Source organism: Klebsiella sp. Sb-30 (assembly GCF_057652795.1).
In genome coordinates, this window is the sequence record NZ_CM172749.1 from 5,200,551 (window position 1) to 5,221,249 (window position 20,699).

At 54.8% G+C, this 20,699-nt stretch carries 19 protein-coding genes and 1 tRNA gene; 7 read left to right on the top strand and 13 right to left on the bottom strand.

Annotation, left to right across the window (positions count from 1 at the left end; translation table 11 throughout):
• Nucleotides 1-231: 231 nt before the first annotated feature.
• Both rho and trxA read right to left on the bottom strand, forming a co-directional pair.
• Nucleotides 232-1,491 carry a transcription termination factor Rho gene (gene rho / locus AC236I_RS24305; RefSeq protein ID WP_002883293.1) on the bottom strand — a complete coding sequence of 420 codons (1,260 nt, stop codon included), beginning with the start codon at nt 1,489-1,491 and terminating at the stop codon, nt 232-234.
• Between the two features lie 333 nt (nt 1,492-1,824).
• On the bottom strand, nt 1,825-2,154 hold the full coding sequence (gene trxA, locus AC236I_RS24310; protein WP_004869525.1) for a thioredoxin TrxA: 330 nt from the start codon (nt 2,152-2,154) through the stop codon (nt 1,825-1,827).
• 342 nt (nt 2,155-2,496) lie between these two features.
• On the opposite strand from trxA, the gene rhlB reads away from it, so the two are divergent.
• The gene (gene rhlB, locus AC236I_RS24315) at nt 2,497-3,762 is read left to right on the top strand and encodes an ATP-dependent RNA helicase RhlB (RefSeq protein WP_004869522.1); all 1,266 of its coding nucleotides are present in this window, start codon (nt 2,497-2,499) and stop codon (nt 3,760-3,762) included.
• A gap of 8 nt (nt 3,763-3,770) precedes the next feature.
• Nucleotides 3,771-5,255, top strand: a complete 1,485-nt coding sequence (gppA, locus tag AC236I_RS24320) for a guanosine-5'-triphosphate,3'-diphosphate diphosphatase (protein ID WP_015585415.1) — start codon at nt 3,771-3,773, stop codon at nt 5,253-5,255.
• 68 nt (nt 5,256-5,323) lie between these two features.
• Here the strand turns inward: gppA and rep are convergent, their stop codons facing one another.
• The gene (gene rep / locus AC236I_RS24325; RefSeq protein WP_004869516.1) at nt 5,324-7,345 is read right to left on the bottom strand and encodes a DNA helicase Rep; all 2,022 of its coding nucleotides are present in this window, start codon (nt 7,343-7,345) and stop codon (nt 5,324-5,326) included.
• A 112-nt stretch (nt 7,346-7,457) separates the two neighbouring features.
• Between rep and ppiC (AC236I_RS24330) the strand changes: the two genes are divergently transcribed.
• Together ppiC (AC236I_RS24330) and ppiC (AC236I_RS24335) are read left to right on the top strand one after the other, a co-directional pair.
• Nucleotides 7,458-7,739 (top strand): peptidylprolyl isomerase PpiC, encoded by a 282-nt coding sequence (ppiC, locus tag AC236I_RS24330; RefSeq protein WP_004869513.1) that lies wholly within the window; start codon nt 7,458-7,460, stop codon nt 7,737-7,739.
• A gap of 50 nt (nt 7,740-7,789) precedes the next feature.
• On the top strand, nt 7,790-8,071 hold the full coding sequence (gene ppiC, locus AC236I_RS24335; protein WP_004869510.1) for a peptidylprolyl isomerase PpiC: 282 nt from the start codon (nt 7,790-7,792) through the stop codon (nt 8,069-8,071).
• An 85-nt stretch (nt 8,072-8,156) separates the two neighbouring features.
• Here the strand turns inward: ppiC (AC236I_RS24335) and ilvC are convergent, their stop codons facing one another.
• Nucleotides 8,157-9,632, bottom strand: coding sequence for a ketol-acid reductoisomerase (ilvC, locus tag AC236I_RS24340; protein ID WP_015585417.1), 1,476 nt, complete (start codon nt 9,630-9,632; stop codon nt 8,157-8,159).
• Between the two features lie 163 nt (nt 9,633-9,795).
• Here ilvC and ilvY point away from each other — a divergent pair, with 163 nt between their 5' ends.
• A complete protein-coding gene (gene ilvY / locus AC236I_RS24345) occupies nt 9,796-10,686 on the top strand; it encodes an HTH-type transcriptional activator IlvY (RefSeq protein ID WP_004869503.1) in 891 nt (296 codons plus the stop codon).
• A gap of 81 nt (nt 10,687-10,767) precedes the next feature.
• On the opposite strand, the gene ilvA is transcribed toward ilvY, so the two are convergent.
• The 7 genes from ilvA to ilvL all read right to left on the bottom strand — a co-directional run bounded on the left by ilvA (nt 10,768) and on the right by ilvL (nt 17,338).
• On the bottom strand, nt 10,768-12,312 hold the full coding sequence (ilvA, locus tag AC236I_RS24350; protein ID WP_015585418.1) for a threonine ammonia-lyase, biosynthetic: 1,545 nt from the start codon (nt 12,310-12,312) through the stop codon (nt 10,768-10,770).
• A 2-nt stretch (nt 12,313-12,314) separates the two neighbouring features.
• On the bottom strand, nt 12,315-14,165 hold the full coding sequence (gene ilvD / locus AC236I_RS24355) for a dihydroxy-acid dehydratase (RefSeq protein ID WP_004869495.1): 1,851 nt from the start codon (nt 14,163-14,165) through the stop codon (nt 12,315-12,317).
• A gap of 87 nt (nt 14,166-14,252) precedes the next feature.
• A complete protein-coding gene (gene ilvE, locus AC236I_RS24360; protein WP_004869492.1) occupies nt 14,253-15,182 on the bottom strand; it encodes a branched-chain-amino-acid transaminase in 930 nt (309 codons plus the stop codon).
• A 16-nt stretch (nt 15,183-15,198) separates the two neighbouring features.
• Nucleotides 15,199-15,456: an acetolactate synthase 2 small subunit gene (gene ilvM / locus AC236I_RS24365; RefSeq protein ID WP_004869489.1), complete on the bottom strand. Its 258-nt coding sequence runs from the start codon at nt 15,454-15,456 to the stop codon at nt 15,199-15,201.
• Nucleotides 15,453-17,099, bottom strand: a complete 1,647-nt coding sequence (ilvG, locus tag AC236I_RS24370; RefSeq protein WP_004869487.1) for an acetolactate synthase 2 catalytic subunit — start codon at nt 17,097-17,099, stop codon at nt 15,453-15,455. The genes ilvM and ilvG overlap by 4 nt, the downstream gene beginning before the upstream one ends.
• Nucleotides 17,100-17,101: 2 nt before the next feature.
• On the bottom strand, nt 17,102-17,152 hold the full coding sequence (gene ilvX / locus AC236I_RS24375; RefSeq protein WP_202403780.1) for a peptide IlvX: 51 nt from the start codon (nt 17,150-17,152) through the stop codon (nt 17,102-17,104).
• Nucleotides 17,153-17,239: 87 nt separating this feature from the next.
• A complete protein-coding gene (gene ilvL / locus AC236I_RS24380; protein ID WP_001311244.1) occupies nt 17,240-17,338 on the bottom strand; it encodes an ilv operon leader peptide in 99 nt (32 codons plus the stop codon).
• Nucleotides 17,339-17,703: 365 nt separating this feature from the next.
• On the opposite strand from ilvL, the gene AC236I_RS24385 reads away from it, so the two are divergent.
• Nucleotides 17,704-19,224: a YifB family Mg chelatase-like AAA ATPase gene (locus AC236I_RS24385; protein ID WP_015585420.1), complete on the top strand. Its 1,521-nt coding sequence runs from the start codon at nt 17,704-17,706 to the stop codon at nt 19,222-19,224.
• A gap of 24 nt (nt 19,225-19,248) precedes the next feature.
• Here the strand turns inward: AC236I_RS24385 and AC236I_RS24390 are convergent, their stop codons facing one another.
• Nucleotides 19,249-19,587, bottom strand: a complete 339-nt coding sequence (locus AC236I_RS24390; protein ID WP_004869479.1) for a MaoP family protein — start codon at nt 19,585-19,587, stop codon at nt 19,249-19,251.
• Nucleotides 19,588-19,705: 118 nt separating this feature from the next.
• On the opposite strand from AC236I_RS24390, the gene hdfR reads away from it, so the two are divergent.
• Nucleotides 19,706-20,527, top strand: a complete 822-nt coding sequence (gene hdfR, locus AC236I_RS24395) for an HTH-type transcriptional regulator HdfR (RefSeq protein WP_032690060.1) — start codon at nt 19,706-19,708, stop codon at nt 20,525-20,527.
• Nucleotides 20,528-20,619: 92 nt separating this feature from the next.
• Here hdfR and AC236I_RS24400 read toward each other — a convergent pair.
• Nucleotides 20,620-20,695, bottom strand: a tRNA-Trp gene (locus AC236I_RS24400).
• Nucleotides 20,696-20,699: the final 4 nt, after the last annotated feature.

Sequence of the window (20,699 nt, forward strand, 5' to 3'; positions counted from 1 at the left end):
CTCTCAGCATGGTTAATCCGGGAAGTATAACGACGATGTCTCAACTCCTGAAGGGGTAAAGCAGAACATTACAAATTTATTGTATAGATTTTAGTCTGTTAAAATCATCTCTGCCTGGAGTGGTGCGCTAATCATACGATAATCCCTGCTTCCTTTTCCCTTCCTGGATCATACAAACCCAAAAAACAAAACGCCACGCGATTGCGTGGCGTTTTTGGGCTTTTTTTTAACTTACGAGCGCTTCATCATATCGAAGAAGTCATCGTTCGTTTTGGTCATCGCCAGTTTGTTGATGAGGAACTCCATCGCGTCAATCTCACCCATCGGATGGATAATTTTACGCAGGATCCACATCTTCTGCAGCTCTTCCTGGGTGGTGAGCAGCTCTTCTTTACGGGTACCGGAACGGTTGTAGTCGATAGCCGGGAAGACGCGTTTTTCAGCGATTTTACGCGAGAGATGCAGCTCCATGTTACCGGTGCCTTTAAACTCTTCGTAGATAACCTCATCCATTTTGGAGCCGGTATCAATCAGCGCGGTGGCGATGATTGTCAGGCTGCCGCCCTCTTCCACGTTACGTGCTGCACCGAAGAAACGCTTCGGACGATGCAGGGCGTTGGCATCCACACCACCGGTCAATACTTTACCGGAAGCCGGAACAACGGTGTTGTAGGCACGTGCCAGACGAGTAATGGAGTCGAGCAGAATGATAACGTCTTTCTTGTGCTCAACCAGACGTTTCGCCTTCTCGATAACCATCTCGGCAACCTGAACGTGGCGAGAAGCCGGTTCGTCAAAGGTAGAAGCAACCACTTCACCTTTAACCAGACGCTGCATCTCGGTCACTTCTTCCGGACGTTCGTCGATCAGCAGCACCATCAGCACGCAGTCAGGATGGTTGTACGCGATGCTCTGCGCGATATTCTGCAGCAGCATGGTTTTACCGGCTTTCGGCGGTGCAACAATCAGACCACGCTGACCGCGACCAATTGGCGAAGCCAGATCCAGCACACGTGCGGTTAAGTCTTCGGTTGAACCGTTACCACGTTCCATGCGCAGACGTGAGTTCGCATGCAGCGGCGTCAAGTTCTCGAACAGGATCTTATTACGCGCGTTTTCCGGCTTGTCGTAGTTAACTTCGTTAACTTTCAACAGCGCAAAGTAACGCTCACCCTCTTTAGGAGGACGAATCTTACCGGAAATGGTGTCACCAGTGCGGAGGTTGAAACGGCGGATTTGGCTTGGGGATACGTAGATGTCATCGGGACCGGCGAGGTAGGAGCTGTCTGCGGAGCGGAGGAAACCAAATCCATCCTGCAGTATCTCCAGTACGCCATCGCCAAAGATATCTTCGCCACTCTTCGAATGCTGCTTGAGGATGGCAAAAATAATATCCTGCTTACGCATACGGGCCAGGTTTTCCAGCCCCATATTTTCGCCGAGAGTAATCAGCTCAGAAACCGGCGTATTCTTTAATTCGGTAAGATTCATAATGGTGTGGGTTCTTAAACTCGGGGTAGAACTCGAACTTAATGTTGTGAATGGTATGGCAGGAACATCCATGCCTGTTAACGGCCTTCATCTCGTGCCTGTACGTTGCCTGGTCACAGGAAAGAACGCAGAGCTGGAACGACAAAACGGAATGAGTGAAAAGCCCGGAATTTGTAGCCTCTCGCGCATTTTCTGCGGGACGCTTCGGGTAAAACAAGATTCAAACAATAAGGTATGTTTAAAACGAAGTCTGAAGTTAACTTAGCACGACTCTGGCCGGGCGTCCAGAGTTCCGCTAAAAATAGGAACCCGGACGCCGGAATGGCAAACTGCTTACGCCAGGTTGGCGTCGAGGAAATCTTTCAGCTGGCCTTTAGACAGTGCGCCAACCTTAGTTGCCGCCACTTCGCCGTTCTTAAACAGCAGCAGAGTCGGGATGCCGCGAATGCCGTATTTCGGCGCAGTACCCGGGTTCTGATCGATGTTCAGTTTAGCTACGGTCAGTTTGCCCTGATACTCTTCAGCGATCTCATCCAGAATCGGGGCGATCATTTTGCACGGACCGCACCACTCTGCCCAGAAATCGACGAGGGTTAGCCCGTCAGCCTTGAGTACGTCCGTGTCAAAACTGTCGTCAGTCAGGTGAATAATTTTATCGCTCATATTTAACTCCACAGGAATAAGCCTGGTGTGTTGGTGTCGCAGACATCAACGACGTGCCGATGCTACGTTATACACGTTATTTTTCAGGATGCCTCTATTACTGGCCACTGCGCGATCCGATCCCTCATGGATGTCGTCTTGCAGGAGCCAAAGCAAACCGCCTTCAAACCGTTCCCGGTAGATTAATTCTCCTCGACTCGCTGAGTAGTCTAAGCTTTCGAGGATTCATCAGGTTGCCGTAGATGCACCTTAAGTCATTTCGCGTATAGCCAACGAAAGGTTGACGTTATTTCAACGGATACGCTTTCTTAATGCAATAGTTAGCTGATATTCTACCACACTATGAGCAAAACACATTTAACAGAACAGAAGTTTTCCGACTTCGCCCTGCACCCGGCAGTGATTGAAGCCCTTGAAAAGAAAGGGTTTCATAATTGTACGCCCATTCAGGCACTCGCTCTTCCGCTAACGCTGGAAGGTCGTGATGTCGCCGGGCAGGCGCAAACCGGTACCGGAAAAACGATGGCGTTCCTGACGTCAACGTTTCATTACCTTCTCTCTCACCCGGCCAGCGCTGACCGCCAGGTAAACCAACCGCGTGCGCTGATCATGGCTCCTACGCGTGAGCTGGCGGTACAAATTCACGCTGACGCAGAACCGCTGGCTGCGGCCACTGGCCTGAAGCTGGGTCTGGCGTACGGCGGCGATGGCTACGATAAGCAGCTGAAAGTGCTGGAAAGCGGCGTCGATATTCTGATCGGGACCACCGGTCGTCTTATTGATTACGCTAAACAGAATCACATTAACCTTGGTGCGATTCAGGTCGTCGTACTGGATGAAGCCGATCGCATGTACGATCTCGGCTTTATTAAAGATATCCGCTGGCTGTTCCGTCGCATGCCGCCGACCAATCAGCGTCTGAACATGCTGTTCTCCGCAACCCTTTCTTACCGTGTCCGCGAACTGGCGTTTGAACAAATGAACAACGCCGAATATGTTGAAGTCGAGCCGGAACAGAAAACGGGTCACCGGATTAAAGAAGAGCTGTTCTATCCTTCCAACGAAGAAAAAATGCGCCTGCTGCAGACGCTTCTGGAAGAAGAGTGGCCGGATCGCGCCATTATTTTCGCGAACACTAAACATCGTTGCGAAGATATCTGGGGCCACCTGGCAGCAGACGGTCATCGCGTCGGCTTGTTAACCGGCGACGTCGCACAGAAAAAACGTCTGCGGATTCTTGAAGAGTTCACCCGTGGCGATATCGACATTCTGGTGGCGACCGACGTTGCTGCACGTGGTCTGCATATCCCGGCCGTAACGCATGTCTTTAACTATGACCTGCCGGACGACTGTGAAGATTACGTCCACCGTATCGGCCGTACCGGTCGCGCGGGCGCCAGCGGTCACTCCATCAGCCTGGCCTGCGAAGAGTACGCGCTGAATCTTCCGGCGATTGAGACCTACACCGGTCACTCTATTCCGGTCAGCAAGTACAACCCAGATGCACTTATGACAGATTTGCCTAAGCCGCTGCGCCTGACGCGCCCGCGCACTGGCAATGGCCCGCGTCGCAGCGGTCCGCCTCGTAACCGTCGTCGTTCAGGTTAAATACATTTATGCTCAGTTCCACCTCGCTTTATGCAGCTATCGATCTTGGTTCTAATAGCTTTCATATGTTGGTTGTACGCGAGGTGGCCGGGAGCATCCAGACGCTCAGCCGCATCAAGCGCAAAGTGCGTCTGGCCGCTGGCCTGAACAGCGATAACACGCTCTCCGCGGAAGCGATGGAGCGTGGATGGCAGTGTTTGCGTTTGTTTGCCGAACGCCTGCAGGATATCCCCCCCATTCAGATTCGCGTTGTGGCCACCGCCACGCTGCGCCTGGCCGTCAATGCCGACGAGTTTTTAGCCAAGGCCCGGGAAATTCTCGGCTGTCCGGTGCAGGTAATCAGCGGTGAAGAAGAAGCCCGTCTGATTTATCAAGGCGTTGCCCATACGACCGGCGGCGAAGACCGGCGCCTGGTTGTCGATATTGGCGGCGCCAGTACCGAACTGGTGACTGGTACGGGGGCACAGACCACCTCTCTTTTTAGCCTGTCGATGGGGTGCGTCACCTGGCTGGAACGCTACTTCGCCGATCGCAACCTGACAAAAGAAAACTTCGATCTCGCAGAAAATGCGGCTCGGGAAGTTCTGCGTCCGATTACTGACATCCTGAATTACCACGGCTGGAAAGTTTGCGTCGGCGCATCCGGTACCGTTCAGGCTCTGCAGGAAATCATGATGGCGCAGGGAATGGACGAGCGTATCACCCTGGCTAAATTGCAGCAGCTCAAGCAGCGTGCGATCCAGTGCGGGCGCCTGGAAGAGCTGGAAATCGAAGGTTTAACCTTAGAACGAGCGCTGGTTTTCCCCAGCGGGCTGGCCATACTTATCGCCATCTTCAGCGAACTGAATATTCAGTGTATGACCCTCGCGGGCGGTGCGCTCCGTGAAGGCCTGGTTTACGGCATGCTGCATCTGTCCGTCGATCAGGATATCCGTAGCCGTACGCTGCGCAATATTCAACGCCGCTTCATGATCGACACCGAGCAGGCCCAGCGTGTAACCCAACTCGCCGCACATCTGGTGAATCAGCTGGACGATGCCTGGGAGCTGGAATCGCTCAGCCGCGAGCTGCTCGCCAGCGCCTGCGAGCTGCACGAAATTGGCCTGAGCGTCGATTTTAAACGCGCCCCGCAGCACGCCGCCTATCTGGTGAGCAACCTCGATCTCCCCGGCTTCACGCCGGCGCAGAAAAAACTGCTCGCCACGCTGCTGCTCAACCAGACCAATACCATCGACCTCTCCTCGCTCCATCAGCAAAATGCGGTGAAACCGCGGGTTGCTGAGCACCTGTGTCGGCTGCTGCGTCTGGCAATCCTGTTTGCCAGCCGCCGTCGCGACGATCTGCTGCCGGCCATTTCACTCGCCGTCGACGGCGAGAAACTGGTGCTGACGCTGCCGGAGGGGTGGCTGGAAAGTCATCCGCTGGGTCGGGAGATGGTGGAGCAGGAGTGCCAGTGGCAAAGCTATGTCCACTGGGCTCTCGAAGTGGCTTAATTTCGCCTGATAAGCAGCGGGCTCAGTAAAATCTCCCGCTGTGTGCCACCGGGAGATACGCGGTCGTACTACTTCCCTTTCGCTTTTGCCAGCATCGCGCGAATATTGGCGACGTTGGCCTGCCCTTTATGCATCCGCTCCTCCGGCGAGATAACCTTGCGCTCCTGCTCCCAGATCAGGTCATCCTGCGGTAGCTCCAGCAGAAAACGGCTGGGCTCAGGGCGCACCAGCTCTCCGTACTGACGACGCTCTTTACACAGCGTGAAGGTCAGTTCTTTTTGCGCGCGGGTAATCCCGACATACGCCAGGCGGCGCTCTTCATCCACGTTGTCTTCATCGATGCTACTCTGATGCGGCAGCAGCCCCTCTTCCATACCCACCAGATAGACGTAGGGAAACTCCAGCCCCTTTGAGGCGTGCAGGGTCATCAACTGCACCTGATCCGACTCTTCATCGGACTCGCCGCGCTCCATCATATCGCGCAGAGTAAAACGGGTGACCACCTGGGTCAGGGTCATTGGCTCGTCTATGTCGCTGCCCTCGAGCATCTCCGTCATCCAGCTGAACAGCTGATTGACGTTTTTCATCCGCATTTCTGCGGCCTTCGGGCTCGGAGAGGTCTCATACAGCCAGGATTCATAATCCACCCCGCGAATCAGATCGCGCACCGCGGCGACCGGTTCGCGCTCCGCCAGGCGCTGGATGTCAGCCAGCCACTGCGTAAACCCGGTGAGCGCATCATAGCCGCGACCGGTTAGCGTCTGGTTGAGGCCCATATCAAAACTGGCGGTAAATAAGCTTTTGTTACGGGTCATCGCCCACTCGCCCAGCTTTTGCAAGGTGGCCGGGCCGATTTCGCGCTTTGGCGTATTAACGATACGCAGGAAAGCGCTGTCATCATCCGGGTTGGTCAGCACGCGCAGATAGGCCAACAGGTCTTTAATCTCGGGCCGTGAAAAGAACGACGTACCGCCCGAAATTTTGTACGGGATGCGGTTTTGCATCAGCATCTTTTCAAAGACCCGCGACTGATGGTTGCCGCGGTAGAGAATGGCGTAATCTTTATATTGCGTCTTATTGATAAAGTGGTGGGCGATCAGTTCCCCGGTCACCCGCTCCGCTTCATGTTCTTCATGGTTCGCTGAAAGCACTTTAAGCTCTGCGCCATATCCCAGCTCGGAAAACAGGCGTTTTTCGAAGACGTGCGGGTTGTTGGCAATCAGGATGTTAGCGGCTTTTAGTATGCGCCCGGAAGAACGGTAGTTCTGTTCCAGCTTAATCACCTGCAGCGCCGGGAAATCCTGGCTCAGCAGGACCAGGTTCTGCGGCCGTGCTCCGCGCCAGGAGTAGATCGACTGGTCATCATCGCCGACGACGGTAAAGCGCGCACGCTGCCCCACCAGCAGCTTCACCATCTCATACTGACTGGTGTTGGTATCCTGATATTCATCCACCAGCAGATAGCGAATCTTGTTCTGCCAGCGTTCACGCACCTCTTCATTGCGCTGTAACAGCAGGGTCGGCAACAGGATCAGATCGTCAAAATCCAGCACGTTGCAGGCCTTCATATGGGCATCATAGAGCCCGTAGCAGTGGGCAAAGATCCGATCCCGTTCACCCTTTGCGCCTGCCGCGGCCTGTGCCGGGGTTTGCAGATCGTTTTTCCAGTTGGAGATCGTCGAGATCAGCTGCTGTAACACGACTTTATCGTCGTCGATGAGCCCTTCGGTCAGCTCTTTAAGCAGCGCAACCTGGTCGGTATCATCGAACAGAGAAAAGTTAGATTTCATCCCCAGCGCAGCATATTCGCGCTTAATAATATCCAGCCCCAGGGTATGGAAGGTGGAAATCATCAGGCCCCGCGCTTCTTTGCGCCCCAGCGTTTGCCCGACACGTTCTTTCATTTCACGTGCCGCTTTGTTGGTAAAGGTTACCGCCGCAATATGGCGCGCCTGATAGCCGCATCCGCGGATCAGGTGAGCGATTTTATTGGTGATAACGCGGGTCTTACCGGAACCGGCGCCCGCCAGCACCAGGCACGGTCCGGTAACAAATTCGACGGCTTGTTGTTGGCCAGGGTTTAAACGCATGGGAGTCTTGCTCAATCTTCGAACGGGGTGGGGATTGTAGCAGAAAGCCGGGTGGAGATTTACCGGCTAATGGTAAAGTGTTGGCAACACCGATAATCCAGAGAACAAAACAATGGCAAAGTCCGCAGCAGCCCTGCATATCCTGGTAAAAGAAGAGAAACTGGCCCTGGAGATCCTCGCTAAACTGGCGCGAGGCGTCAGCTTCGATCACCTGGCAAAACGCTATTCGAAATGCCCGTCCGGACGCAACGGCGGCGATCTCGGTGAGTTTACGCAGGGGGCGATGGTCGGGCCGTTTGATAAAGCCGTCTTCACCTGCCCGCTGCTAAAGCCCTACGGACCGGTAAAAACGAAGTTCGGCTACCACATCATTAAGGTGCTCTACCGCCGCTAGCGCATGCTAATATTGCCCTCTGATTCATCGTCAATTATCAAGGTACGATCATGGCAAAAACAGCGGCAGCAATGCACATCCTGGTGAAAGAAGAGAAACTGGCACTCGACCTGCTGGAGCAGATTAAAAACGGCGCCGATTTCGAGAAGCTGGCGAAAAAGCACTCCACTTGCCCGTCAGGCAAAAAGGGCGGTCATTTAGGCGAGTTCAAACAGGGCCAGATGGTTCCGGCATTTGATAAAGTCGTCTTCTCCTGCCCTGAGCTGGAGCCGACCGGCCCGCTACACACTCAGTTTGGCTACCACATTATCAAAGTCCTGTACCGCAAATAAAAAGCCGGGTGGCGGCTACGCCTTACCCGGCCTACATCTTGCGGTTGTGTGGGTCGGGTAAGCGGAGCGCCACCCGACAATCGGGTTAACCCGCTACTGCAATACGCTTCATATCAGTCATATAGCCGCGCAGTTTCTTACCCACCTGCTCAATAGCGTGGCTGCGGATGGCTTCATTCACGTCGCGCAGCTGAGCGTTGTCTACCGCGCCTTCGGCAATCGCTTTGCCCAGGTCGCCGGTCTGCAGGGTAGTCATGAACTCTTTCAGCAGCGGTACGCAGGCATAAGAGAACAGGTAGTTACCGTATTCTGCGGTATCGGAGATAACCACGTTCATTTCATACAGACGCTTACGCGCGATGGTGTTCGCGATCAGCGGCAGCTCATGCAGTGATTCGTAGTAAGCAGACTCTTCGATGATACCGGAATCAACCATGGTTTCGAACGCCAGCTCAACGCCCGCTTTCACCATCGCGATCATCAGAACGCCTTTATCGAAGTACTCCTGCTCGCCGATTTTGCCTTCAAACTGCGGTGCGGTTTCGAACGCGGTTTTACCGGTCTCTTCACGCCAGGTCAGCAGTTTCTTATCGTCGTTGGCCCAGTCAGCCATCATGCCAGAGGAGAATTCGCCGGAGATGATGTCATCCATATGTTTCTGGAACAGCGGCGCCATGATCTCTTTCAGCTGTTCGGACAGCGCATAAGCACGCAGTTTCGCCGGGTTAGACAGGCGATCCATCATCAGGGTGATACCGCCCTGCTTCAGCGCTTCGGTGATGGTTTCCCAGCCGAACTGAATCAGTTTTTCGGCGTATGCCGGATCGGTACCTTCTTGCACCAGCTTGTCGAAGCACAGCAGAGAACCGGCCTGCAGCATACCGCACAGGATAGTCTGCTCGCCCATCAGGTCAGATTTCACTTCCGCAACAAAGGATGATTCCAGAACGCCCGCACGGTGACCACCGGTTGCCGCGGCCCAGGCTTTAGCAATCGCCATGCCTTCGCCTTTCGGGTCGTTTTCCGGGTGAACCGCGATCAGAGTCGGTACGCCGAAACCACGTTTGTACTCTTCACGCACTTCGGTACCCGGGCACTTCGGCGCCACCATCACGACGGTGATGTCTTTACGAATCTGCTCACCCACTTCGACGATGTTGAAGCCGTGGGAGTAGCCCAGCGCCGCGCCATCTTTCATCAGCGGCTGAACGGAACGCACAACGTCGGAGTGCTGTTTGTCCGGCGTCAGGTTAACCACCAGGTCAGCCTGCGGGATCAGCTCTTCGTAGGTACCCACTTTGAAGCCGTTTTCGGTCGCTTTACGCCAGGATGCGCGCTTTTCAGCAATCGCTTCTTTACGCAGCGCATAGGAGATATCCAGGCCGGAATCACGCATGTTCAGGCCCTGGTTCAGACCCTGCGCGCCACAGCCGACAATGACCACTTTTTTACCCTGAAGGTAGCTCGCGCCATCGGCGAATTCGTCGCGGCCCATAAAGCGACATTTACCCAGCTGCGCCAGCTGCTGGCGCAGATTCAGTGTATTAAAGTAGTTAGCCATGGTGATACCTCGTGATGTTGTACTGTCTTATTGTTCGGTTCGCTTGCCGTGTCTGTGCAAGAGAGAATGAACTTACTATATGACAGGAAATTTATTGCGGAAATTGATATATTCACAACGTCACGTTGCAATTTCTGCAATGCAAAACCGTGGAGTACGGAGTGTGGATTTACGCGATCTGAAAACCTTCCTGCATCTGGCCGAAAGCCGCCATTTTGGCCGCAGCGCGCGGGCGATGCACGTCAGTCCTTCCACCCTTTCACGCCAGATCCAGCGCCTGGAAGAAGATCTCGGGCAGCCGCTGTTTGTTCGCGATAACCGTACCGTCACCTTGACCGAAGCGGGCGAAGAGCTGCGCCTGTTCGCACAGCAGACGCTGCTACAGTACCAGCAGCTTCGTCACGCCATCGATCAGCAAGGTCCTTCGCTTTCCGGCGAGCTGCATATCTTCTGCTCGGTAACGGCAGCCTACAGCCATCTGCCGCCGATTCTCGATCGCTTCCGCGCTGCCCACCCTTCGGTGGAGATCAAGCTTTCCACCGGCGATGCCGCCGATGCGATGGAGAAGGTCGTCACCGGCGAGGCCGATCTCGCGATTGCCGGCAAGCCGGAAACGCTACCGGGCTCCGTGGCGTTTTCGATGCTGGAAAACCTGGCGGTCGTGCTGATCGCCCCGGCATTAGCCTGTCCGGTGCGCACCCAGGTGAGCCAGGAGAAGCCCGACTGGTCAACCGTACCGTTTATCATGGCCGATCAAGGGCCGGTGCGTCGCCGCATCGAACTGTGGTTTCGCCGCCATAAAATCAGCAATCCCTCGATTTACGCCACCGTGGGCGGCCATGAAGCGATGGTGTCGATGGTCGCGCTCGGCTGCGGCGTGGCTTTAATTCCGGAAGTAGTACTGGAGAACAGTCCGGAACCGGTACGCAATCGCGTGATGATTTTAGAGCGCAGCGATGAGAAAACGCCGTTTGAACTGGGCGTATGCGCACAAAAAAAGCGGCTGTATGAGCCGCTTATTGATGCTTTCTGGTCGATTCTGCCTAACCACTGACGTTTTTGCCGGATGGCGGCGAAACGCCTTACCCGGACGGGGATCTGATTGTCAGCCCGCTAAGCGCAGCGCCATCAGGCATTAGCCCGCGAGAAAGAACCTGAACGCCGGGTTATTGGTTTCGTCGTGGCAGTCGTAGCCCAGCTCATGGAGTCGGGTTTCGAAATCCGGCTCATGATCGCCAAGCTCGAACGCCGCCAGCACGCGGCCATAATCGGTTCCGTGGCTGCGGTAATGGAACAACGAGATGTTCCAGTGGGTCCCTAACGTATGCAGGAACTTGAGCAGCGCCCCCGGTGATTCGGGGAATTCGAAGCTGAACAGTCGCTCCTGCAGCGGTTTTGACGGCCGCCCACCGACCATATAGCGCACATGAAGTTTCGCCATTTCGTCATCAGAAAGATCGACAACGCTATAGCCGCCTTCGTGCAGCAGACTCAAAATCTCTTTGCGTTCCTCCAGACCGCGGCTCAGACGAACCCCGACAAAAATGCAGGCATCTTTGGCATCAGCAAAACGGTAGTTGAACTCGGTCACTGAACGACCGCCCAGCAGCTGACAGAACTTCAGGAAGCTGCCCTTCTCTTCCGGAATGGTCACCGCCAGCAGCGCTTCACGTTGCTCTCCCAGCTCGCAGCGTTCGGAAACGTAGCGCAGGCCGTGGAAGTTAACGTTGGCCCCGGAAAGCACATGTGCCAACCGCTCGCCGCGGATGTCATGCTGCGCGATATACTTTTTCATTCCTGCCAGCGCCAGCGCACCAGACGGTTCAGCCACGGCGCGGACATCTTCGAACAGGTCTTTCATCGCCGCGCAAATCGCATCGCTGTCGACGGTGACGATATCGTCAAGATACTCCTGGCAGAGGCGGAAGGTCTCGTCACCGATACGTTTCACCGCCACGCCTTCGGCAAACAGCCCGACGCGCGGCAGATCGACCGGATGCCCGGCGTCCAGCGCGGCTTTCAGACAGGCGGAGTCCTCTGCTTCCACCGCGATCACTTTGATCTGCGGCATCAGCTGCTTGATCAGCACCGCTACGCCTGCGGCCAGACCACCGCCGCCTACCGGGACAAACACGCGGTCCAGATGTGCGTCCTGCTGTAGCAGCTCCAGCGCCAGCGTTCCCTGCCCGGCAATCACCATCGGGTGGTCAAACGGCGGGACCCAGGTGAAGTTCTGCTGTTGCGCCAGTTCGATAGCTTTCGCTTTTGCTTCATCGAAATTAGCGCCGTGGAGCAGGACCTCACCGCCAAAGTTACGCACGGCATCCACTTTGATATCCGCCGTGGCAACCGGCATGACGATCAGCGCCTTCACGCCAAGACGCGATGCCGAGAACGCAACCCCCTGGGCGTGGTTGCCCGCAGAAGCGGTGATCACGCCCTGCGCTTTTTGCTCTTCCGTCAGGCCTGCCATCATTGCGTAGGCCCCACGCAGCTTGAAGCTATGAACCGGCTGGCGATCTTCGCGCTTCACCAGAATCACGTTATCAAGACGCGACGAGATTTTTTCCATTTTTTGCAACGGCGTAATTTGCGCCGCTTCATAGACCGGTGCGCGCAGCACCGCCCTGAGATATTCCGCCCCCTCGGGGGCGGCAGACAGGGGTTGTGATTCAGCCATCATTAACCCCCCAGTTTTGATTTATCGCGAACCGCGCCCTTATCGGCGCTGGTTGCCAGGCTGGCATACGCGCGGAGTGCGAAGGAGACCTGACGTTCACGCGCTTTCGGCGTCCAGGCACGATCGCCGCGGGCCTCTTGTGCTTCACGACGCGCGGCAATTTCGGCATCGCTCAGCTGCAGCTGAATACCCCGGTTTGGAATATCAATGGCAATCATATCGCCATCTTCAATGATCGCAATATTGCCGCCGCTGGCTGCTTCCGGCGAGACGTGGCCAATCGACAGGCCCGAGGTACCGCCAGAGAAACGTCCGTCGGTGATCAGCGCACAGGCTTTACCCAGGCCCATGGACTTCAGGAAGGTCGTCGGATAGAGCATTTCCTGCATTCCCGGACCACCCTTCGGCCCTTCATAGCGAATAACCACGACGTCGCCCGCCACCACTTTACCGCCAAGGATCGCGTCAACGGCTTCGTCCTGACTTTCGTAGACTTTCGCCGGGCCGGTGAATTTCAGAATACTGTCATCCACCCCTGCGGTTTTAACGATACAGCCGTTTTCCGCAAAGTTGCCGTACAGCACCGCCAGACCGCCGTCTTTGCTGTAAGCATGCTCCAGCGAACGGATACACCCTTCGGCACGATCGTCATCCAGCGTATCCCAGCGGCAGTCCTGCGAGAACGCCTGAGTCGTCCGAATACCCGCCGGGCCGGCGCGGAACATTTTTTTCACCGCGTCATCTTTGGTCAGCATGACATCATATTGATCGAGCGTTTGTGGCAGAGTCAGACCGAGAACGTTTTTCACATCGCGGTTCAGCAGCCCGGCACGATCGAGCTCGCCGAGAATACCCAGTACGCCGCCCGCGCGGTGCACATCTTCCATATGGTACTTCTGCGTGCTCGGCGCCACCTTACACAGCTGCGGAACCTTGCGGGACAGCTTATCGATATCGCTCATCGTGAAGTCAATTTCCGCTTCCTGCGCGGCGGCCAGCAGGTGCAGAACGGTGTTCGTCGACCCCCCCATGGCGATATCCAGCGTCATGGCGTTTTCGAACGCCGCTTTGCTGGCGATATAACGTGGCAGCGCAGATTCGTCATCCTGCTCGTAATAGCGCTTCGTCAGTTCAACGATACGTTTACCTGCGTTGAGGAACAGCTCTTTACGGTCGGCGTGAGTCGCCAGCAGAGAACCATTACCCGGCTGGGACAGACCCAGCGCTTCGGTCAGGCAGTTCATCGAGTTGGCGGTAAACATCCCCGAACAGGAACCACAGGTCGGACAGGCGGAACGCTCGACCTGCTCACTCTGTTCGTCGGAGACTTTTGGATCCGCCCCCTGAATCATCGCATCGACAAGGTCGAGTTTGATGATTTTGTCAGAAAGCTTGGTTTTCCCGGCTTCCATTGGGCCACCGGAAACAAAAATCACCGGAATATTCAGGCGCAAGGAGGCCATCAGCATCCCCGGGGTGATTTTGTCGCAGTTGGAAATGCAGACCATGGCATCGGCGCAGTGCGCGTTAACCATGTACTCAACCGAGTCGGCGATCAGTTCACGGGATGGCAGTGAATAAAGCATACCCCCATGCCCCATGGCGATCCCATCATCCACCGCGATGGTGTTAAATTCTTTGGCAACGCCGCCTGAGGCTTCAATCTGCTCAGCAACCAGCTTACCCAGATCGCGCAGATGTACGTGACCCGGTACGAATTGGGTGAAGGAGTTAACAACGGCGATAATCGGCTTACCGAAATCAGCATCGGTCATCCCGGTTGCGCGCCACAGCGCGCGGGCACCCGCCATATTACGGCCGTGAGTGGTGGTGGCGGAACGGTACTTAGGCATGCTTTAGTTACTCCCAGTCTCTGTGACATGGGGCGCTGCGTGCCACCCCATTTTTTTATGCTTATGCTTGAAATATGACGGGTATATTTATTGGTTAACCTGATCCAACCAGCCCCATTTGTCCTCGGTTTCACCGGTGAAGAGACCAAAGAAGGCCTGCTGAATACGCTTGGTGACCGGGCCACAGCGACCTTCGCCAACCTGAATACCGTCCACGCTGCGCACCGGGGTGATTTCCGCAGCAGTACCAGACATAAAGACTTCATCAGCCAGATACAGAGATTCACGGGACAGCACCTGCTCGCGGACTTCAATATCCAGATCTTTTGCCAGTTTAATGATCGCGTCGCGGGTAATGCCCGGCAGCGCAGAAGAGGTAAATGGCGGCGTGAACAACACGCCATCTTTCACTTCAAACAGGTTCTCACCCGCGCCCTCGGAGATATAGCCGTTAACGTCCAGCGCGATCCCTTCCTGATAACCATGGCGGCGCGCTTCGCTGCCAACCAGCAGGGAAGAGAGGTAGTTACCACCGGCTTTTGCAGCGGTCGGGATGGTGTTGGGCGCGACACGGTTCCAGGAAGAAACCATCGCATCGATCCCCTGATCCAGCGCTTCAGCGCCAAGATAAGCTCCCCACGGGAACGCCGCGATGATCACGTCAGTGCTGTATCCCGCAGGCGGGTTAACACCCATGCCGACGTCGCCAACAAAGACCAGTGGACGAATGTACGCGCTGGTCAGGTTATTTTTGCGGATAACTTCGCGGCAGGCTTCCATCAGCTCATCAATGCTTTGAGAGACCGGAAAACGATAGATTTTGGCTGAGTCATGCAGACGCTGCATATGTTCGCGATGACGGAACACCACCGGTCCTTTATGCGAGTCGTAGCAACGGATGCCTTCAAACACGGAAGTACCGTAGTGAAGCGCGTGAGACATCACGTGAACCTTCGCCTCTCCCCACGGAACCATCTCGCCGTTGAACCAAATGTAATCAGCTTTTTTCGTCGTCATTTTTCTTCCCTTGCGCTTATGCGCGGATTTGTTGTGATGTTGGTTGCTGGATCTCGACGCAGGCGACGTCGACCAGCTTACTTAATTGACTAAACAGTAATTCGACGGGCCGCTGGCTGGCAACGGTCAATTCGATATTTATGTTGCCGGCATCTGCCGCGGTTTCCATATTCATGGAACAAACCTGAAAGCCGCGGTGACGAACCACGCGCAGCACGCGTTCTAAGGTTTCCGGGTTGAAGCGAGCCTGTAAAGCGACCTGATGTTGCATCATGATAATTTCTCCAGCATTTCTGCATTACTGGCACCGGGCGGTACCAACGGCCAGACGTTCTCAAGCTCATCGATTGAGACATGAAGCAGGTATGGCCCCTGGCTCGAAAGCATGGTGTCGAGAGCCGCTTCAACCTGGTCTTTACGGGTGATGTGCTGTCCAGGAATGCCGAAGGCGCTGGCCAGCGTGACAAAATCGGGATTATCGGTGAGGGTGGTTTCGCTATAGCGCTCCTCAAAAAACAGCTGCTGCCACTGACGCACCATGCCTAAACGCTGGTTATCCAGTAACAGGATCTTCAACGGCAGCTGTTTACGCTTCACGGTACCCAGCTCCTGCACGTTCATCATGAACGAGCCATCGCCGGAGACGCAGATAACGGTATCGTTCGGACGTGCAACTTGAGCGCCAACCGCCGCCGGCAGGCCAAAACCCATCGTGCCCAAACCGCTGGAGGTAATAAAATTCTCAGGACGTGTATAGGTCATATGCTGCGCTGACCACATTTGATGTTGACCCACGTCGGTTGTGACAACGCTATCGGCCGGCTTACGGTCGGAGAGCTGTTTGAGCAGCAGCGGTGCGTAAATACCCTCACCCGGGTGGTCGTAGCGCCATGCGTGCTCATCACGCAGCGCCTGATTATGCTGGCGCCAGGCGTCGATGGTCAGCGGCTTCTGCAACGCTGGCAGCAATGTATTCAGATCGCCCGTCAGGGCAACATGTGCCTGACGCAGCTTGTTCAGCTCCGCCGGATCGATATCCAGATGGATAACTTTGGCGTGCGGAGCAAAGGTGTTCAGCTTCCCGGTAACACGGTCATCGAAGCGGGCGCCAACGGCGATCAACAGGTCACATTCCTGTACCGCCAGATTGGCCGCTTTGGTGCCGTGCATCCCCAGCATTCCCAGATAGTACGGATAGGCCGCATCAACGGCGCCCAGACCTTTCAGCGTGCAGGTGACCGGCATTTGCGTAATGGCGATAAACTCGCGTAACGCAGGAACCGCCTGCGCCATACCCACGCCACCGCCGACGTACAGCATCGGTTTTTGCGCGGCAGCTAACATCTGCAGCGCCTGCTCAACTTCTGCATGGGGGAAGGCAATGTCGTTATCAACCGTCGAGAAATACGGTTCAAGCTCGCCCTTCGCCAGCTGGATATCTTTAGGGATATCAACCAGAACCGGACCTGGGCGGCCAGAGTTTGCGACCTGGAAAGCTTCAGCGATCACTCGCGGCAGCTCTTCCAGCGACTGCACGAGAAAACTGTGTTTCGTACAGGCCAGCGACAAACCAAGGACGTCCACTTCCTGGAAAGCATCGGTGCCGATAAACGGCGCCGCGACCTGACCGGTGATGGCGACAACAGGGATAGAGTCCAGTAACGCATCAGCCAGGCCGGTGATCAGGTTCGTCGCACCTGGACCTGATGTGGCGATGCATACGCCGGTTTTGCCGGTGGCGCGAGCATAGCCGATAGCTGCCATGGCCGCTCCTTGCTCGTGGCGGCACAACAGGTGTTCCACGCCGCCGTCATACAATGCATCGTAAACCGGCATAATCGCGCCACCAGGATAGCCAAAAACCGTGTCGACCCCCTGTGCCCGCAAAGCATGTACTACCCACTGCGCCCCATTCATAGTTAGTTCCCCGTCATAGATCGGGAGAAACAGAATTTTATGCTATTCGTCATTGTCTGCTCCTCGCTTATCGTTTTTAAGTTATAAAAAAACCCCCGGACCTTTCGGTGCGGGGGTCTTAGTTCGTTAAGGCTTGATTTCTAAGCCTTTCCTCGTCCAAGTGCAGCCCCGCACGGTGGGATAATAATCACCACCACGCTAATCACGACCAGGCTAATCACTCGTAGAAGGGCTGTCATTTTCTGTACTTTCTGGCTTCTTGTTCGAAGGAATACCTAAAGAGTTACCACAGACATCACAATAAACACAAGATTTTTTTATACATCACTTACTGATCGTGCTAACAGTTTTTTGTAAAACAATTGTTTTTAATAGAAAAAATATAAAATGAAAAAAATTCAATTTATCACCCTTTTCTATGATGCTGCGGCGGTTTCCGCCAATATGCTCTTTCACCATGATGAGCGTCTGCGATGCCGCTTCCATCATGTGTGAAATGTCACAATATCCGGCGATATTCGCTGGAACATGCCGCGTAAAATGCATTTCTTACTCATTACTGCCCCTTTTTCTGCCGACATAATGCTCGTACTCAGGAGGCATTATGTCACTCGCGATTATCTACACACGGGCTGCTTTTGGTATCAGTGCCCCGCTTATTACGATCGAAATTCATATCAGCAACGGGCTTCCGGGATTAACCATGGTAGGGCTTCCTGAAACCACGGTCAGAGAGGCTCGCGACCGGGTACGCAGCGCGATAATTAACAGCGGCTATACGTTTCCGGCCAAAAAGATCACCATCAATCTGGCCCCTGCCGATTTGCCAAAAGAAGGCGGGCGATACGATCTCCCCATCGCTCTCGCGCTTCTGGTCGCGTCGGAGCAGTTAGATGCGTCCAGGTTGAAGCAATATGAGTTTATCGGCGAGCTCGCGCTCACAGGGGCGCTACGTGGCGTTCCTGGCGCTATCTCCAGTGCAATGGAAGCGATAAAAGCCGGGCGACAAATTATCGTCGCTGAGGATAACGCGGCGGAAGTGGGGCTCATTGAGGGCCACGAGTGTCTTGTCGCCGGGCATCTGCAGGAGGTGTGTGCGTTTCTCGAGGGACGCCATGCGCTCAATCCTTCCATACCGGAGGAAGAGCATCCTGATGACTCTCTACCTGATCTGAGTGATGTGATTGGCCAGCAGCAAGGAAAACGTGCATTGGAAATCGTTGCCGCAGGGGGCCACAACCTGCTGTTGATTGGCCCTCCCGGAACAGGAAAAACCATGCTTGCCAGCCGGCTGCCAGGTCTTCTGCCACCGTTAAGCAATCAGGAGGCGCTCGAAAGCGCCGCTATCCTTAGTCTGTTGAGCCGCTATCGCGCAACAAAACAGTGGCGTCGGCGACCGTTTCGCAGTCCACATCACAGTGCTTCTCTCGCGGCAATGGTGGGGGGCGGTTCAATCCCGATACCCGGAGAGATCTCGCTGGCACACAATGGGGTGCTGTTTCTGGATGAACTACCGGAGTTTGAACGTCGGGTATTGGATGCTTTGCGGGAGCCGATAGAGTCAGGAAAAATACATATTTCACGAACCCGTGCGAAAATTGACTATCCGGCACATTTTCAGCTTATTGCGGCCATGAATCCCAGCCCCACCGGGCATTACCGGGGCCATCATAATCGCGCATCACCGGAACAAACCCTACGCTATTTGAGCCGCCTGTCCGGACCGTTCCTCGACCGGTTCGATCTCTCGCTGGAAATTCCTCTACCGCCCCCGGGAGCGCTTAGCCAGGCAGCCTCTGGCGTGGAAAATAGCGCCAGCGTGAGGAAGCGGGTTCTCGTCGCCCGAGACAAACAGCTGGCCCGGCAGGAGAAACTCAATGCCCAGCTGGAGAGTAACGAAATGAAAATCTGGTGTCCGCTCAGTAAAGAGGATGCTATCTGGCTGGAACAGGTATTATCGCAGCTGGGGCTTTCTATCCGCGCCTGGCAGCGTCTGCTGAAAGTCGCCCGGACCATCGCCGATATAGGAGGGGAGCCCTGTATTGAGCGCCACCACCTGCAGGAGGCTCTTGGCTATCGAGCGATAGACAGGATGTTGAACCATTTGCAAAAACTCATGGCATAAAAAAAGGGCTTACGCCCTTTTTTGTTAATCATCGCTTTCGGTGTAATCTTCAGCGCCTTCAACCTGCGGTTTACCGCCGGACAGCGTATGAAAACGCTTAGGCCGCTTAATACGCGCCATATACTTAATCCAGACGCGTTCCATTTCCGTGGCTGGCTCACGTTCACCACGACATACCGAAACAAACTGTTTTTCATCTTCGGTGACAGGTTCGCGTTTACCCAGTTCCAGTTCGTTAAGAGCATAACCATGCTGTTCCAGCAGTTGTGCCTCTTTGATGGTGAAATCACCATGACGGGAGAACCCGCGCGGATAATGTTTATTATCGAAAAAACGATTAGTCGTCATAAAGCTTTCCGCCATCCTACACGCTCCTGATTCTTTGGCCGAGCTATTTATGGCGCGGAGTATTAGTTACGCTTGACAGAGTGTAAAACAAAAGATTTAAATCATTACGACAAATAATTTTGCGGAGAAGAGTGTGGATACGGAATTGCTCAAAACTTTCCTTGAGGTGAGCAGAACTCGCCACTTTGGACGAGCAGCAGAGGCGCTTTATCTGACGCAGTCGGCCGTCAGCTTTCGTATTCGTCAGCTGGAAAACCAGCTTGGCGTGAACCTTTTTACCCGCCATCGCAATAATATCCGCCTGACGTCAGCCGGCGATAAGCTCCTTCCTTATGCCGAAACCCTGATGAACACCTGGCAGGCGGCACGAAAAGAGGTTGCGAATGCTTCCCGACATAATGAATTCTCAATTGGCGGCAGCGCATCTTTGTGGGAATGCATGCTTAACGGATGGCTGGGGAAGCTCTACAAAGAGCCCTGTAACCTGCAGTTTGAAGCGCGGATTGCGCAGCGACAATCGCTTGTTAAACAGTTACATGAGCGACAGCTTGATCTACTGATCACGACAGAATCGCCGAAAATGGACGAATTAAGCAGCCAGTTGCTTGGTAATTTTACGCTGGCACTCTACTGTGCCTCGCCATTTAAAACTAAGAATGAATTGAATTATCTGCGCCTTGAATGGGGCCCGGACTTCCAACAAAATGAGGTCGGACTGATTGGCAGTGATGATGTTCCTCTGCTGACAACCAGCTCTGCTGAACTGGCCTATCAGCAACTCGCCGCGCTAAATGGTTGTACATGGCTGCCGACACGCTGGGCGAAGGATAAAAGCGGCCTGCATACGGTGACGGACAGTACAACGCTATCTCGCCCCCTGTACGCTATCTGGCTACAAAACAGCGATAAACAGGTACAGATCCGCGAAATACTGAAGACAAACATACTGGAATAATGCACGCCTCCAGGGACGGAGGATGTTGGCAGATTCTGGGGATGGAAAATAACAGACAAAAAAAATCCTTTGCCTGAGCAAAGGATTATATATGGCAGGGGCGGAGAGACTCGAACTCGCGACACCCGGTTTTGGAGACCGGTGCTCTACCAACTGAGCTACGCCCCTAAAT